The 14797-nt window shown below is 71.3% G+C and carries 16 protein-coding genes; 11 read left to right on the top strand and 5 right to left on the bottom strand.

Translation table 11 applies throughout. From position 1 onward, the window contains the following. The first annotated feature begins 82 nt into the window (after positions 1-82). The 4 genes from ACFVQ0_RS30390 to fabF all read left to right on the top strand — a co-directional run bounded on the left by ACFVQ0_RS30390 (position 83) and on the right by fabF (position 3665). On the top strand, positions 83-997 hold the full coding sequence (locus ACFVQ0_RS30390; RefSeq protein ID WP_390092393.1) for an ACP S-malonyltransferase: 915 nt from the start codon (positions 83-85) through the stop codon (positions 995-997). A gap of 13 nt (positions 998-1010) precedes the next feature. Further along, the gene (locus ACFVQ0_RS30385; RefSeq protein ID WP_390092392.1) at positions 1011-2012 is read left to right on the top strand and encodes a ketoacyl-ACP synthase III; all 1002 of its coding nucleotides are present in this window, start codon (positions 1011-1013) and stop codon (positions 2010-2012) included. 64 nt (positions 2013-2076) lie between these two features. Continuing rightward, a complete protein-coding gene (locus tag ACFVQ0_RS30380) occupies positions 2077-2325 on the top strand; it encodes an acyl carrier protein (protein WP_390092391.1) in 249 nt (82 codons plus the stop codon). A gap of 77 nt (positions 2326-2402) precedes the next feature. Beyond that, positions 2403-3665 (top strand): beta-ketoacyl-ACP synthase II, encoded by a 1263-nt coding sequence (fabF, locus tag ACFVQ0_RS30375; RefSeq protein ID WP_390092390.1) that lies wholly within the window; start codon positions 2403-2405, stop codon positions 3663-3665. A 130-nt stretch (positions 3666-3795) separates the two neighbouring features. On the opposite strand, the gene ACFVQ0_RS30370 is transcribed toward fabF, so the two are convergent. Beyond that, the gene (locus ACFVQ0_RS30370; RefSeq protein ID WP_311305840.1) at positions 3796-4290 is read right to left on the bottom strand and encodes a DUF3145 domain-containing protein; all 495 of its coding nucleotides are present in this window, start codon (positions 4288-4290) and stop codon (positions 3796-3798) included. Positions 4291-4641: 351 nt separating this feature from the next. Between ACFVQ0_RS30370 and ACFVQ0_RS30365 the strand changes: the two genes are divergently transcribed. Together ACFVQ0_RS30365 and ACFVQ0_RS30360 are read left to right on the top strand one after the other, a co-directional pair. Beyond that, on the top strand, positions 4642-5553 hold the full coding sequence (locus ACFVQ0_RS30365) for an SGNH/GDSL hydrolase family protein (protein ID WP_390092389.1): 912 nt from the start codon (positions 4642-4644) through the stop codon (positions 5551-5553). A 27-nt stretch (positions 5554-5580) separates the two neighbouring features. Then, positions 5581-6579, top strand: coding sequence for an aldose epimerase family protein (locus ACFVQ0_RS30360; protein WP_390092388.1), 999 nt, complete (start codon positions 5581-5583; stop codon positions 6577-6579). 8 nt (positions 6580-6587) lie between these two features. Here ACFVQ0_RS30360 and ACFVQ0_RS30355 read toward each other — a convergent pair whose 3' ends face one another. The 3 genes from ACFVQ0_RS30355 to ACFVQ0_RS30345 form a co-directional block, all read right to left on the bottom strand. Beyond that, positions 6588-7427: an EI24 domain-containing protein gene (locus ACFVQ0_RS30355; RefSeq protein ID WP_390092387.1), complete on the bottom strand. Its 840-nt coding sequence runs from the start codon at positions 7425-7427 to the stop codon at positions 6588-6590. A 96-nt stretch (positions 7428-7523) separates the two neighbouring features. Next, complete coding sequence (locus ACFVQ0_RS30350) at positions 7524-7952, bottom strand: organic hydroperoxide resistance protein (RefSeq protein WP_123526140.1); 429 nt, start codon at positions 7950-7952, stop codon at positions 7524-7526. 89 nt (positions 7953-8041) lie between these two features. After that, complete coding sequence (locus ACFVQ0_RS30345) at positions 8042-9061, bottom strand: NADP-dependent oxidoreductase (protein WP_390092386.1); 1020 nt, start codon at positions 9059-9061, stop codon at positions 8042-8044. 107 nt (positions 9062-9168) lie between these two features. Here ACFVQ0_RS30345 and ACFVQ0_RS30340 point away from each other — a divergent pair, with 107 nt between their 5' ends. From ACFVQ0_RS30340 to ACFVQ0_RS30325, 4 genes are all read left to right on the top strand, one after another. Continuing rightward, positions 9169-9603, top strand: coding sequence for a MarR family winged helix-turn-helix transcriptional regulator (locus ACFVQ0_RS30340; protein ID WP_390092385.1), 435 nt, complete (start codon positions 9169-9171; stop codon positions 9601-9603). A gap of 37 nt (positions 9604-9640) precedes the next feature. After that, on the top strand, positions 9641-10222 hold the full coding sequence (locus ACFVQ0_RS30335; RefSeq protein WP_390092384.1) for a hypothetical protein: 582 nt from the start codon (positions 9641-9643) through the stop codon (positions 10220-10222). Positions 10223-10369: 147 nt separating this feature from the next. Next, positions 10370-11407: a rod shape-determining protein gene (locus tag ACFVQ0_RS30330; RefSeq protein WP_390092383.1), complete on the top strand. Its 1038-nt coding sequence runs from the start codon at positions 10370-10372 to the stop codon at positions 11405-11407. Between the two features lie 21 nt (positions 11408-11428). Continuing rightward, complete coding sequence (locus tag ACFVQ0_RS30325; RefSeq protein WP_390092382.1) at positions 11429-13012, top strand: GAF domain-containing protein; 1584 nt, start codon at positions 11429-11431, stop codon at positions 13010-13012. Here the strand turns inward: ACFVQ0_RS30325 and ACFVQ0_RS30320 are convergent. Then, positions 12990-13421 (bottom strand): Lrp/AsnC family transcriptional regulator, encoded by a 432-nt coding sequence (locus ACFVQ0_RS30320; protein WP_390092381.1) that lies wholly within the window; start codon positions 13419-13421, stop codon positions 12990-12992. The genes ACFVQ0_RS30325 and ACFVQ0_RS30320 overlap by 23 nt on opposite strands. A gap of 111 nt (positions 13422-13532) precedes the next feature. Between ACFVQ0_RS30320 and ACFVQ0_RS30315 the strand changes: the two genes are divergently transcribed. Next, the gene (locus ACFVQ0_RS30315) at positions 13533-14741 is read left to right on the top strand and encodes a nitrate/nitrite transporter (protein ID WP_390092380.1); all 1209 of its coding nucleotides are present in this window, start codon (positions 13533-13535) and stop codon (positions 14739-14741) included. Positions 14742-14797: the final 56 nt, after the last annotated feature.

Raw genomic sequence — 14797 nt, 5'->3', positions numbered from 1 at the left:
TCGGACATCAACAATTCCCCATACGGTTCTTCGTCCCTGTCCCCACGGGTGTTCCGGACCGTTCACAAGAGAGAGTGTGAGGGTGCTCGTACTCGTCGCTCCCGGCCAAGGCGCTCAGACGCCCGGCTTCCTGACTCCCTGGCTCGACCTCCCCGGTGCCGCCGACCGCATCGCGGCCTGGTCCGACGCCATCGGGCTCGACCTTGCCCACTACGGCACCAAGGCTGACGCGGAGGAGATCCGCGACACCGCGGTGGCCCAGCCGCTGCTGGTCGCCGCCGGTCTGCTGTCCGCTGCCGCACTCGACGCGTCGCCGAGTGTCGTCGCAGGTCACAGCGTTGGTGAAATCACCGCAGCCGCTTTCGCCGGAGTCATCGGCGAGGACGCCGCACTCCGTCTCGTACGCACCCGTGGACTCGGCATGGCCGAGGCCGCCGCAGTGACGGAGACGGGGATGGCGGCGCTGCTCGGCGGGGACCCCGAGGTCACCATCGCGCACCTGGAGAAGCTCGGACTGACCCCGGCGAACGTCAACGGGGCCGGTCAGATCGTCGCCGCCGGCACCGCGGAGCAGATCGCCGCGCTGGCCGAGGACATGCCGGAGGGAGTGCGCCGCGTGGTGCCCCTGAAGGTCGCCGGCGCGTTCCACACGCACCACATGGCTCCCGCCGTCGAGCGGCTCCGCGAGGCCGCGGAGGCCCTTGAGGTCTCCGACCCGGCCGTGACATATGTCTCGAACGCCGACGGGAAGGCGGTCGCCACCGGCGCGGAGGTCATCTCGCGCCTGGTCGGCCAGGTCGCCAACCCGGTGCGCTGGGACCTGTGCATGGAGACCTTCAAGGAACTGGGCGTCACCGCGCTGATCGAGGCCTGCCCCGGCGGCACGCTCACCGGTCTCGCCAAGCGCGCGCTGCCCGGCGTGAAGACGCTCGCGCTCAAGACCCCCGACGACCTCGACGCCGCCCGCGCGCTCATCGCTGAGCACGCGGGTGCCTAAGGAGCCCGAGAGCATGTCGAAGATCAAGCCCAGCAAGGGCGCCCCGTACGCACGGATCATGGGTGTCGGCGGCTACCGCCCGACCCGTGTCGTGCCGAACGAGGTGATCCTCGAAACGATCGACTCGTCGGACGAGTGGATCCGCTCCCGGTCCGGCATCGCCACCCGCCACTGGGCCTCCGACGAGGAGACCGTGGCCGCGATGTCCGTCGAGGCGTCCGGCAAGGCCATCGCCGACGCCGGGATCGACCCGTCGCAGATCGGCGCGGTCATCGTCTCGACCGTCTCGCACTTCAAGCAGACCCCGGCCATCGCCACCGAGATCGCCCACAAGGTCGGCGCGGGCAAGCCCGCCGCCTTCGACATCTCGGCCGGCTGCGCGGGCTTCGGCTACGGCCTGACGCTCGCCAAGGGCATGATCGTCGAGGGCTCGGCCCAGTACGTCCTCGTGATCGGCGTGGAGCGGCTGAGCGACCTCACCGACCTGAACGACCGCGCGACGGCGTTCCTGTTCGGTGACGGCGCCGGTGCCGTGATCGTCGGCCCGTCCGACGTGCCCGCCATCGGCCCCACGGTGTGGGGCTCCGAGGGCGACAAGTCGGACACGATCAAGCAGACCGTGGCGTGGGACACCTTCCACGCCGACCGTCCGGAGAAGTTCCCGGCCATCACGCAGGAGGGCCAGGCGGTCTTCCGCTGGGCCGTCTTCGAGATGGCGAAGGTCGCCCAGCAGGCGCTGGACGCGGCCGGGATCGCTCCGGAAGACCTGGACGTCTTCATTCCGCACCAGGCGAACATGCGGATCATCGACTCGATGGTGAAGACACTGAAGCTGCCGGACAACGTCACGGTCGCCCGTGACGTGGAGACCACCGGCAACACCTCCGCCGCCTCGATTCCGCTCGCAATGGAGCGGCTCCTGGCGACCGGTCAGGCGAAGAGCGGCGACACCGCGCTCGTCATCGGCTTCGGGGCGGGTCTCGTCTACGCCGCGACGGTCGTTACCCTCCCCTAGGCACACCGGGTCTTTTCGACCCGCACACCCGAACCCAGCAGATACACACCGAAGGAGCGCCAACATGGCCGCCACGCAGAAGGAGATCCTCGACGGTCTCGCCGAGATCGTCAACGAGATCGCCGGTATCCCGGCCGAGGACGTCCAGCTGGACAAGTCCTTCACCGACGACCTGGACGTCGACTCGCTGTCCATGGTCGAGGTCGTCGTCGCCGCCGAGGAGCGCTTCGAGGTCAAGATCCCGGACGAGGACGTCAAGAACCTCAAGACGGTCGGCGACGCCGCCGACTACATCCTCAAGCACCAGGCCTGATCCAGCCGGTTCGTGTGTCGCCACCCGGCGGTGGCGCCGCTGATTCACGACCCTCTACACGTGGAGAAGATTTTCCAGTGAACTCGACCAATCGCACCGTGGTCGTCACCGGTATCGGCGCAACCACTCCGCTGGGTGGCGATTCCGCATCGACCTGGGAAGGTCTGATGGCCGGCCGGTCCGGCGTCAAGCCTCTTGAGGGCGAACGTTTCGCCGAACTGCCCGTCCGGATCGCGGCCCTCGCTGCCGTCGACCCGGGCGACGTCCTGCCCCGTCCGCTCGCCCGCAAGCTGGACCGCTCGGCGCAGTTCGCGCTGATCGCGGCCCGCGAGGCGTGGGCGGACGCGGGCTTCACCGGCAAGGCCGGTGAGGACGCCAAGATCCAGCCCGAGCGGCTGGGCTCGGTCATCGCCTCCGGTATCGGCGGCGTGATCACCCTGCTCGACCAGTACGACGTGCTGAAGGAGAAGGGCGTACGCCGCGTCTCCCCGCACACCGTTCCCATGCTCATGCCCAACGGCCCGGCCGCCAACGTCGGTATCGAGGTGAACGCCCAGGCGGGCGTCCACACCCCGGTCTCCGCCTGTGCGTCGGGCGCGGAGGCGATCGGGTACGCCGTCGAGATGATCCGCACCGGCCGCGCCGATGTGGTCCTCGCCGGTGGCACGGAGGCGGCGATCCACCCGCTGCCGATCGCCGCGTTCGCCAACATGATGGCGATGTCCAAGAGCAACGACGAGCCCGAGAAGGCCTCGCGTCCGTACGACACGGCCCGTGACGGCTTCGTCCTCGGCGAGGGCGCCGGTGTCGTCGTCCTGGAGTCCGCGGAGCACGCCGCCGCGCGTGGCGCCCGGGTCTACGCCGAGGTGCTGGGCCAGGGGCTGTCCGCGGACGCCCACCACATCGCGCAGCCCGAGCCGACCGGGCGCGGTATCGCCGCGGCGATGCAGAACCTGCTGGACCAGACGGACCTCAAGCCGTCCGAGGTCGTGCACCTCAACGCTCACGCGACGTCCACGCCGCAGGGCGATGTGGCGGAGCTGAAGGCGCTGCGCAAGATCCTGGGCGACGACCTGGACCATGTCGCGATCTCCGCGACGAAGTCGATGACGGGTCACCTGCTCGGTGGCGCGGGCGGCATCGAGACCGTGGCGACGATCCTGGCGCTGCACCACCGGATGGCTCCCCCGACCATCAACGTCGAGAACCTCGACGACGCGGTCGAGGCGGACATCGTCCGCGACACGCCCCGGCCGCTGCCGGAGGGGCCGATCGCGGCGATCAACAACTCGTTCGGTTTCGGCGGACACAACGTGGTGCTCGCTTTCCGCAGCGTGTGATCTCACGCCGTGAAGCCCGCTTCCCCCGCGCCGGGGGAAGCGGGCTTCCTGCTGCGCGCGGCCCTTCTTGGGGGCGCTGCCCCCAAACCCCCGCTCCTCAATCGCCGGAGGGGCTTGAAACGGCCGCCGGTCACACCACCTGGTGCAGCCAGCGGACCGGCGCGCCCTCGCCCGCGTGGCGGAAGGACTCCAGTTCGTCGTCCCACGGCTTGCCGAGGAGCTTGGCGATCTCCGCCTCCAGATCCGTCTCCCCCTGGACGGAGCGCGCCAGCGCGGCCCGCAGCCGGTCCTCCGGGACCAGGATGTCGCCGTGCATGCCGGTGACCGCGTGGAAGATGCCCAGCTCGGGCGTGGAGCTGTAGCGCTCGCCCTCGGCGGTGGGCGACGGCTCCGCCGTCACCTCGAAGCGCAGCAGGTCCCAGCCACGAAGGGCGGAGGCGAGCTTCGACGCCGTGCCGGGGCGGGCCTGCCAGGAGAACTCGGACCGCCAGGTGCCGGGCGCGGCCGGCTGTCTGATCCAGTCGAGCTGCACCCGCACACCAAGGACACCCGCCACCGCCCATTCGACATGTGGGCAGAGCGCGCGCGGTGCGGAGTGAACGTACAGGACTCCACGTGTCGTCACCGGGACCTCCAGTGTGGGACGAGGTTCGCCTTCCCCAGCGGCCTCGCGCCCGTACCGCCTCTTTCCAGCCGCTTCCCGAGGTTGTCATCAGTAAACAGCATCGGGAGATAATCTCCGGAAAAGGGACAGTATGTGACGTGATGTGATGTTCGGAAGCCACCCGAGTGGAGCCGGACAGCCGAAGGAACCACTGGTTCGACGGGGAAAAGCTACCGTGCGGCGGCGTCCGAGGTGTGACGTACCGTCGGTCCTGGGCCCACGATTCGCTCAGCATTCACCCGGCGGAGCGCGCGGGCCCGCCGACCGGTGCCAAGAGGGTTTGCCGGGGGCATGGACAGGAGGGGACCAGGGATGCCGGATCGCTCCGTAGGGCGCCGATCGCGCGGCGCGCTGGCCGCGCTGGCCGCGTTGTCGTGTCTCGGCACGGCGGTACTGGCCGGCTGCGACTCCGGCTCGGACAGCACGACGAAGGGCGCCTCCGCCGGGCACCCCTCGGCGGCGGCCGCACCGGTCTGGGACCGCAGCCCGGGGTCCGTCGCGGCGGTCGGGGACTCCATCACCCGCGGGTTCGACGCCTGCTCGGTGCTGGCGGACTGCCCGGAGGTCTCGTGGTCCACCGGCACGGACACCGCGGTGAACAGCCTCGCCGTACGGCTGCTCGGCGCGTCCGGCGCGGCGGACCACAGCTGGAACCACGCGGCGACGGGGGCCCGGATCGCCCAGCTGCCGGAACAGATGGCGCTGGCCGCGAAGGAGGACCCCGCTCTGGTGACGGTGATGATCGGCGCCAACGACGCCTGCCGGGACTCGGTGCGGGCCATGACACCGGTGGCTGATTTCCGTAGATCGTTCGAGGCGTCGATGCGTCAGCTGCGCGACACCGCGCCGAAGGCCCAGGTGTACGTGTCGAGCGTGCCGGACCTGAAGCGGCTCTGGTCGACGGGGCGCGGCAATCAGCTGGGCAAGCAGATCTGGAAGCTCGGCATCTGCAAGTCGATGCTGGCCGACGCGGACGACATGAGCTCCTCCGCGGTGACCCGCCGCGCCGAGGTGCAGGACCGCGTGGTGGCGTACAACGGGGTGCTGCGCGAGGTGTGCGCGAAGGACGTGCGCTGCCGTTACGACGGCGGGGCGGTCTTCGACTACCGGTTCACCGGCAAGCAGCTCAGCCAGTGGGACTGGTTCCACCCGGGGCGCAACGGGCAGGCCCGGCTGGCGGAGATCGCGTACCGCAATGTCACGGCCGCCCGGCCGCCCGCGTAGGGACGGCCCGGTCTAGAGTCCGTGATCATGGACACGGGTTCGAACACGGTGACGCGCACGGAAGACTTCGGCACCCTCGGGGACGGCACGGCCGTGCACCGCTGGACGCTGGAGCGGGACGGCACGCGGGTGCGGGTGCTGACGTACGGCGGCATCGTGCAGTCGGTCGAGGTGCCGGACCGGGACGGGGTGCGGACCGGGGTGGCGCTCGGGCTGCCGGATCTCGCCGCGTACCTGAAGTACACCGGGCCCTACTTCGGCGCGCTGGTCGGGCGGTACGCGAACCGGATCGGCGGCGCGGCCTTCGAGCTGGACGGGCGGACCCATCGCCTCACGCGCAACGAGGGGCGCAACCAGGTGCACGGCGGGGCCCGGGGCTTCGACAAGCGCGTGTGGCACGCGCGGGAGATCGCGGACGGGGTGGAGCTGTCCCTGGTCTCGGCGGACGGCGAGGAGGGCTTCCCGGGGCGGCTGGAGCTCTCGGCGGCGTACACGCTGGACGCGGGCGGGGCGCTGCGGATCGTCTACCGGGCGACGACGGACGCGCCGACCGTGCTGAACCTGACGAACCACACGTACTGGAACCTGGCGGGCGCCGGCAGCGGCAGCGCGCTCGGCCAGCGGCTGCGGATCGCGGCCGGGCTGATCACTCCGGCGGACGCGGAGTCGCTGCCGACGGGCGAGTTCCGGCCGGTGGAGGGGACCCGGTTCGACTTCCGGGAGCCCCGTCCGGTGTCCGGGGGGTTCGACCACAACTACGTACTGGACGCGGACACGCCCGGCCCGGCGGCCGAGCTGTACGACGAGGTGTCCGGGCGTGTGCTGACCGTCGCGACCACGGAACCCGGTCTCCAGCTCTACACGGCGGACCACTTCGACGGGGAGCCGTTCGGGCCGTGCGCCGGAATCGCGCTGGAGACCCAGCACTTCCCCGACTCCCCGAACCGGCCGGAGTTCCCGAGCACGGTGCTGCGGCCGGGCGAGGAGTACGTGTCGCGGACGGTGTACGGGTTCTCGGTGCGCTGAGGCAGCGCTCAGTCACCGGCGGTTCGCGGCGGGGAGAGCGCCGGGGCCCCCTCGCCGTCCGAGCCGCCGGAGTCCGAGCCGCCGGAGTCCGGGCCGTCGTCGGACTCCTCGTCGTCCCCCACGAGTTCGCGCGCCAGCAGGGTCGCGCCGGCGACGGCCCCCGGCATCAGGAAGACGGCGACGAACGGGACCAGGAAGGCGAGGCCCAGCGGTACGCCGAAGCCGAGGATCAGCAGCTTGCGGCCGCGCAGCAGGACCAGCCGGTCCTTGAGCACCATGCCGCGCCGCTGGAGCGCGACGGCGGTGAGTTCCTCGGCCAGGAAGTAGCCGGTGACGCAGAAACCGATCACCGGCACGACGGTCTGTCCGGCGACCGGGACGAATCCGAGAGCGAAGAGCAGCACCCCGTACAGCGCGACCCGCACCAGGATGCGGACGCTGTCGCGGGCGGAGATCCACAGTTCCCGCCAGAGCGGCAGCCCCGACTCGGGCGCCTCGCCGCCCTCGACCCGGTCGACCTCCTCCGACAGCGCCTCGTAGAAGGGCTGTCCGACCAGCAGCGTCACGGCGGTGAAGGTGATCACCGCCAGGAACAGGCCGAACGCGAAGACCAGCACGGTCAGGGTGTTGCGCAGCAGCCCCAGCCAGGGCGAGGACCAGTCGTCGGCGAACGGGGTGGCCCAGTCCGCCAGGTCGTCGGCCCCGTAGGCGAGGGCGATGAGCGCGCCCGCGTACACCACCAGGGTGATGAGGCCGGGGATCAGGCCTATGCCCAGCCACCTGCCGTGCCGGACGACCCAGCGTTGCCCGTTGATCAAATGACTGAAACCCGCCCCTGGATCACGCATGGCGTCAGCGTAGCGGGGTGCCGCGGGGCGAACGGCCGAGGGCCGCACCCCGGGTGGGATGCGGCCCTCGGCAAGCGGTACGGCTGTACGGCTGGGTCAGGCGACCGACAGCTCGACCTTGATGTTGCCGCGCGTCGCGTTCGAGTACGGGCACACCTGGTGCGCCTTCTCGATGAGCGCCTGGGCGGTCGCGGTGTCGACGTTCGGGATGGTCGCGGAGATCGCGACCTCCAGGCCGAAGCCACCGGCCTCCGTCTTGCCGATGGAGACCGAGGCGGTCACCGTGGAGCCGGAGATGTCGGCCTTCTCCTGGCGGGCCACGACGCCCAGCGCGCCCTGGAAGCAGGCGCTGTAGCCGGCCGCGAAGAGTTGCTCCGGGTTGGTGCCCGCGCCGCTTCCGCCCATCTCCTTCGGCGGGTTGACGACTACGTCGAGCTTGCCGTCGTCCGAGGAGACCCGGCCGTCACGGCCGTTCTCTGCGGTGGCGACGGCGGTGTACGCGACGGCGATGTCCTGAATGGTCATAGCTGTGAATCCTCCTGCTGATGCGCCGCGACTCGCGCCCACGATCGCGACGGCCTGGGATGAGCCTAACGGGTGCCCCTGCGGCGGTGTCAGCCGAGGGAAACGATCATCTTTCCGGTGTTCTCGCCGCGGAGCAGACCGAGGAAGGCCTCGAAGCCGTTCTCGATTCCCTCGACGACGGTCTCGCGGTACTTCAGCTCGCCGGAGGCCAGCCAGCCGGCCACCTCCTGGACGAACTGCCCCTGGAGGCCTGCGTGGTCACCGACGAGCATGCCCTGGAGGCGCAGCCGCTTGCCGATGACGAGCGCGAGGTTGCGCGGGGCCGGGGTGGGCTCGGTCGCGTTGTACTGCGCGATCATGCCGCAGATGGTCGCGCGGCCGTGCACGTTGAAGGAGGAGATCGCGGCTTCGAGGTGCTCGCCGCCGACGTTGTCGAAGTAGACGTCGATGCCGTCGGGGGCGGCCTTGCGCAGCTGCTCCGCGACGGGCCCGTCCTTGTAGTTGAACGCCGCGTCGAAGCCGTACTCCTCGACCAGCAGCTTGACCTTCTCGTCCGAGCCGGCGGAGCCGATGACGCGCGAGGCGCCCTTGATCTTCGCCAGCTGGCCGACCTGGCTGCCGACCGCGCCGGCCGCGCCGGAGACGAAGACCGCGTCGCCCTCCTTGAAGGAGGCGACCTCGAAGAGGCCCGCGTACGCGGTGAGCCCGGTCATACCGAGCACGCCGAGGTAGGCGGAGAGCGGGGCGAGGGAGGCGTCGACCTTCACGGCGTGCTTGGCCGGGACGTCGGCGTACTCGCGCCAGCCGAGGCCGTGCAGGACGTGGTCGCCGACCGCGAACCCGTCGGCGTTGGACGCGACGACCTCGCCGACCGCGCCGCCGTCCATGGGGTGGTCCAGCTTGAACGGCGGGGTGTAGGACTTCACGTCGTTCATCCGGCCGCGCATGTACGGGTCGACCGAGAAGTGCAGGTTGCGGACGAGGATCCGACCCTCGGCGGGAGCGGTGACCGGTGCCTCACGCAGCGCGAAATCCTCGGCCTTCGGCCAGCCGTGCGGACGGGCTACGAGGTGCCATTCACGGCTGGACGTGGGAAGAGCTGCAGACATGGGCTCGGTGTCTCCTCAGTTTCTCGGGGGATCAGAAAGCTTCACTATGTGAAACACCATGCTCCTGGATATTTCATGTTGTCAAGTAACCGGCTATCCTGAGCCTCATGGCCACTCGTACAGACCCACTGACCCTCGAAGTCGTCGAGCTCATCGGCACCGTCGTGGCGCGCTACTACGAGGAGTACGAGCAGGCCGCGGCCACGTACAGCCTCACCGGCGCGCAGGCCCGGGTCCTGGGACTGCTCTCCCTGGAGCCGATGCCGATGCGCAGGATCGCGCAGAAGCTGAAGTGCGAGCCGTCCAACGTCACCGGCATCGTGGACCGGCTGGAGGCGCGCGGCCTGGTGGAGCGCCGCCCCGATCCGGCCGACCGGCGGGTGAAACTGGCCGCGCCCACCGAGAAGGGCACCCGGACGGCCCGGCAGCTGCGCGAATCGCTCGACTTCGCCCGCGAGCCGCTGGCCGGCCTCTCCGACACGGACCGCGCGGTGCTGCGGGACCTGCTGCGCCGGATGCTGGGCATGGAACCACCGGCCTGAGCCCTGCCCCGGGCCCCGGTGTGGAAGCGTTGCCCCCATGACCGCCGCCACGCCCTTCGGCCCCCGAGAGTTCCAGCTCGTCCTGTTGCGCCGGATGGCCGACCACCAGCCGGATCTGGTCGAGGACGCCCGGCACGAGCTGAGCGCCACGCTCGCGGAGATGCGCGAGGCCAACCGGCGCTGGCAGGCCATGGTGCGGGCGCCGAGGGGGCGGGGTGCGCTGCGGCGCTACCGTTCCGTGCTCGGTGAGCCCGAGACCTCGCTGCGCCGCACGGTCGGTGACCTGGAGTGCGACGCGCTGCTGTGGCCGGTGCCGCTCTGGCCCGAGCTGCGGTTCGAGGTGATGGCGGGGCCCGGCGGGGCGGTGTGGAACGAGTGGCTGGTGCGGGCCCCCGGCGCGGCGGCCCCCGCCCTGCGCACCGTCGGGGATCTGCGCCCCTGGTCGTGCACCGTGGACGAGGTGGCGCGGGCCTTCGCACCGGCCCGCCCGATGGAGGGCAGCGCGCCGACCCGCTGGGCGCTCGCGATCACCGCCCCGGCCACGGCTCAGGGCCCCGCCGGCGAACCGTATGTCGCCGAGTTCACCTGGGGGCTGCTCCAGCGGCTGCTGCCGCGCTGACGGAACGGGCGGGCCCCGGCCGACGAGCCGTCAGCTCCGTACCCCCTACGGCGCATCCCAGCGCGCACAACGCCTCCCACCGGCGCACGATACGAGGACAGCCGGCTGCCCGTCGGTACCCCCATCAGCGCTCTCGGGAGACCCGCCGTGACCGTCAGCCTCGATCAGTTGCGCCGTTGCCATGTCGCCGTCGACCTCGGGGCCGCCCGGACCCGGGTGTACGTCAAGGGGCTCGGACTCGTCGTCGACGAGCCGAGCGCCGCCGCCGTGAACACCCGTACCGGGTCGCTCATCGCCGTCGGCGCGCTCGCCGAGCAGATGACGGGCCGCACCCCCGCGTACATCCGGGTGGTCCGACCGGTCTCCGGCGGCACCGTGGTGGACATCGAGATGGCCCAGCGCATGCTGCGCCAGTTGCTGGGCGACAAGCTCCGCCGTCAGCTGCGCCGCAAGCCCCGGCTGCGCGCCGCCGCCTGCACCCCGCACGACAGCGATCCGCTCGCCCAGCGGGCCGCCGTCGAGACCATGGTCGGCCTCGGCGCCCGCCGGGTGGAGCTGGTGGACACGCTGATCGCGGCGGCCGTGGGCTGCGGGCTGCCGGTCGAGCAGCCGACCGCCACCATGATCATGGTGTGCGGGGCCGCGACGACCCAGATCGCGGTGCTCTCGCTCGGCTCGATCGTGACCGCCGTACGCATCCCGATCGGCGGCGACGCAATCGACCACGCGATCATCCAGCACCTGCGCCAGTACCACGAGCTGATGCTGCCGAGCCAGTCCGTACGCCCCCTGCAACTGGCGCTCAGCGGCAACGGCCTGACCCCGCACGGGCCCGCCGTGACCGAGATCCACGGCCGGGACGTGGCCACCGGCCTGGCCCGCTCCGTACACGTCGACACCGCCGCCGTGCGGCAGGCGATCAACCGCCCGCTGACGTCGGTCCTGGACGGGCTGGGCAAGGTGCTGCGGGACTGCCCGCCCGATCTGGTGGCCGACCTCGCGGACCGCGGGATCATGATGGTCGGCGGCAGCGCGCTGCTCCCCGGCCTCGACCAGATGCTGCGCGACGCGACCGGCATGCCGGTACAGATCGCCGAACGGCCCGACGTCTGCTCGGTCCTCGGGCTCGGCGCCATGCTGGACGGCAAGATCCGCCCGATGGTCCTCGACCCGCTCTCCTGCTGAGCACCCCGGGTCGTACGGCGGATGACCGACGAACCACGTGACGCCGCGCCCCGCGGCGAAGTCCCGCAGGCGCCCCGGCTGCCGATGCTCCTGGAGGCGGTGCTGAGCGTCGGCACCGATCTCGGGCTGCGGGCCACCCTCCAGCAGATCATCGACGCCGCCACCGCCCTCACCGGGGCCCGCTACGGCGCGCTGGGCGTGCTGGACCCCGAACGCGGCACCATCCGCGAACTGTTCGTCCGCGGACTGACCGACGAGGAACGGGAGGCCATCGGGGACTTCCCCGACGGCCACACGGGGATGCTCGGGGCGCTCATGGAGGAGCCGGGGCCGCTGCGCTCCGACGACCTCGCCGCCGACCCGCGCTCCATCGGACTGCCCCCCGGCCACCCCCCGATGCACTCGTTCCTCGGCGCCCCGATCCTGGTCCACAACGAGGTCTTCGGGAACATCTACCTCACCGAGAAGAGCACCGCGCACTTCACGGACACCGACGCGGCGCTGCTGCGGGTCCTCGCCTCGCAGGCCGGGATCGCGATCGGGAACGCCCGGCTCTACGAGACGGTCCGGCAGCGGGAACGCTGGATCGAGGGCGCGGCCGCGGTCACCAACACCCTGCTGACCGGGGAGAACGCGGCCGACGCCCTGATGACCGTGGCCGAGCGCGCCAGGATCCTCAGCGACGCGGCGGCCGGGGTGATCCTCCAGCCGACCGAGGAGGGTGGGATGGAGATCGTCGTCGCGTCCACGCTCGACGACCCGGCCGGGCTGGTCGGCACCGCCATCGAACCCGGCTCCCCCGTCCTGACGCAGCTGCTGGGCGGTGAGCCGGTCTTCCTGGAGGACTCCGCGACCGATCCCCGGATGACCACCCACGTACGGTCCCGGTTCGGCCCCAGCATGATGCTGCCGTTGCAGAGCGGCGGGCGGCTCATCGGCACCCTCGCCCTGCCCCGGCGGCGCGGCGGCCGCCCGTACACGGCCGTGGACCGGCTGCTGGCCTCGCAGTTCGCCTCGCAGGCCGCCCTCGCGCTGGTGCTGGCGGACGCCCAGCACGACCGGGAGCAGCTGGCGGTGTACGAGGACCGGGACCGGATCGCCCGCGATCTGCACGATCTCGTCGTCCAGCGGCTGTTCGCCACCGAGATGATGCTGGAGTCGACCCGCCGCCGGGCCGCCACCGGGCAGACCGACGAGCTGCTCGGCCGGGCCGTGGACGAGCTGGACTCCACGATCCAGGAGGTCAGGACGACCATCTTCGCCCTCCAGCAGCCGCCCGCGGCGGCCCCCACCACCTTCAGGGGCCAGGTGCTGCGGGAGACCCGTGGCGCGGCCGCCGTGCTCGGTTTCCCGCCGTCGGTGCACTTCACCGGGGCGGTGGACGCGCTTGTGCGGGAGCCGGTGGGCGGGCAGCTGCTGGCCGCGCTGCGCGGGGCGCTGGCGGCCGCGCACCGGCGGGCCGGGGTCTCGGAGATCGAGGTGGTGGTCGACGCGACGGCGGTGCTGCCGGACGGCCGGGCCGCCGTCCGGCTGACGGTACGGGACGACGGGCTGGAGGAGGACGGCACGCGGCCGCCGGCCGTCAGCTGGCAGGCGCCCCTCTGAGCGCGACCCTGGTGTTGGAGTGGGCGACACCCGCCTCCCGCCTGAGCCTGCGCAGCAGGGCGTCGAGCGCCGCGGTGTCGGCGGCGATGGCGCGTACCAGGTAGTCGTGCCCGCCCGTCACGTGCACCACCTCGGTGATGCCGGGCAGGGTCAGCACGGCCCGTTCGAAGACCTCGTTGGTGGTGTCCACCCGCAGGGTCACGTCGATGAAGACGACGAGGCCGGTCCTGGTGTCGGCGGCGGGGTCGATGATCACGGTGAAGCCGCGGATGACACCGTCCCGGCGCAGCCGCCGCACCCGGTCGGCCGCCGCGTTGGCGCTGAGCCCGACCCGTTCCCCCAGGTCGCGGTACGAGATCCGCGCGTCCTCCTGGAGGACGCCGAGGATTTCCCTGTCCAGACGGTCCATACCGCGATTGTCCCAGCTTTCGGACATTTGCGACTTCGGGCGGCTGCTTCCCGGCCCCCGGATGGAGCACGCCGACGGGCCCGGGGACTCCTTCCGGCCTTGACTGACTGTGTGGAAACAGCCGTCAAGCAGTCACCCGCACCGGCCGCCTCCGGCGCCGCGTACCGCAACCTCGTGATGGCCACGATCGGCTTCGCGCTCACCTTCTGGGCCTGGAATCTGATCGCGCCCATGTCCGACGCGTACAAGGAGCGGCTCGGGCTGAGTTCGTTCCAGCAGTCGCTGCTGGTCGCCGTGCCGGTGCTGGTCGGTTCGCTGGGCCGGATCCCGGTGGGCGCGCTCACCGACAAGTTCGGGGCGCGGCTGATGTTCCCGATGGTCTCTGCGCTCACCATCGTGCCGGTGCTGCTGCTGATCCCGGCGAAGGACTCCTACGGGGCGATGCTGGCGGTGGGCTTCCTGCTGGGGCTGGGCGGTACGACGTTCGCGATCGGTATCCCGCTGGTCAACTCGTGGTTCCCGCCCGCGGAACGGGGCCTGGCCCTCGGTGTGTTCGGCATGGGCATGGGCGGTGTGGCGCTGTCCGGGTACTTCACCCCGAGGATCGCCAAGCACGGTGACAACCTGCCGTTCCTGGTGGTCGCCGGGGCGCTCGTGGTGTACGCGGCGCTGGCGGCGGTGCTGGTCAACGACCGGCCGGGCCGGCAGGTGCCGACGGACACGCTGGCCCACCGGCTGGGTGCGGCGGGGCGGCTGCGGGTCACCTGGGAGCTGTCGGCGCTGTACGCGATCGGCTTCGGCGGCATCGTGGCGTTCGGCGTCTACCTGCCGACGTACCTGAAGACCTGGTACGACCTCTCACCGACCGACGCCGGTACGAAGGCGGCCGGGTTCGCCCTGGTGACGGTGGTCTTCCGGCCGATCGGCGGCTGGCTCTCGGACCGGATGCACCCGGCCCTGGTCTCCTCGGCGGCACTCGGGGTGGCCGCCCTGATGGCGATCGTCCAGGCCTTCGACCCGAAGCTGATGCCCGGTGGCACGATCGCGCTGCTGATCATGGCGGCCGGTCTCGGCACCGCGAGCGGCAGCGTCTTCGCCCTGGTCTCCCAGGTGACCCCGCAGACGAAGGTGGGCAGTGTGACCGGGATCGTCGGTGCGATGGGCGGGCTCGGCGGCTTCGTGCCGCCGCTGGTGATGGGCGCGATCTACAGCTCGAAGGGCTCCTACTCGATCGGCTTCATGCTGCTGTCCGATCTGGCGCTGGCCGGCTGTGTGTACGCGTACGGGCGGATGCGGACCATCGGGCGGGACGAAGGCTGAGGGTCCGCACAGAAAAGAACGGCAGCGTCCCCGCCGGGACGCTGCCGTTCGTCGTG

The sequence above is a fragment of the Streptomyces sp. NPDC057900 genome, assembly GCF_042887885.1.
Classification (GTDB): domain Bacteria; phylum Actinomycetota; class Actinomycetes; order Streptomycetales; family Streptomycetaceae; genus Streptomyces.
This window is presented reverse-complemented; position numbering and strand designations above follow the sequence as displayed.

Coding starts and splice junctions, on each gene's coding strand:
- ACFVQ0_RS30385 (WP_390092392.1), top strand. CDS start 1,011: ATGTCGAAGATCAAGCCCAGCAAGGGCGCCCCGTACGCACGGATCATG.
- ACFVQ0_RS30380 (WP_390092391.1), top strand. CDS start 2,077: ATGGCCGCCACGCAGAAGGAGATCCTCGACGGTCTCGCCGAGATCGTC.
- ACFVQ0_RS30365 (WP_390092389.1), top strand. CDS start 4,642: ATGCCGGATCGCTCCGTAGGGCGCCGATCGCGCGGCGCGCTGGCCGCG.
- ACFVQ0_RS30360 (WP_390092388.1), top strand. CDS start 5,581: ATGGACACGGGTTCGAACACGGTGACGCGCACGGAAGACTTCGGCACC.
- ACFVQ0_RS30355 (WP_390092387.1), bottom strand. CDS start 7,427: ATGCGTGATCCAGGGGCGGGTTTCAGTCATTTGATCAACGGGCAACGC.
- ACFVQ0_RS30350 (WP_123526140.1), bottom strand. CDS start 7,952: ATGACCATTCAGGACATCGCCGTCGCGTACACCGCCGTCGCCACCGCA.
- ACFVQ0_RS30345 (WP_390092386.1), bottom strand. CDS start 9,061: ATGTCTGCAGCTCTTCCCACGTCCAGCCGTGAATGGCACCTCGTAGCC.
- ACFVQ0_RS30340 (WP_390092385.1), top strand. CDS start 9,169: ATGGCCACTCGTACAGACCCACTGACCCTCGAAGTCGTCGAGCTCATC.
- ACFVQ0_RS30335 (WP_390092384.1), top strand. CDS start 9,641: ATGACCGCCGCCACGCCCTTCGGCCCCCGAGAGTTCCAGCTCGTCCTG.
- ACFVQ0_RS30325 (WP_390092382.1), top strand. CDS start 11,429: ATGACCGACGAACCACGTGACGCCGCGCCCCGCGGCGAAGTCCCGCAG.
- ACFVQ0_RS30320 (WP_390092381.1), bottom strand. CDS start 13,421: ATGGACCGTCTGGACAGGGAAATCCTCGGCGTCCTCCAGGAGGACGCG.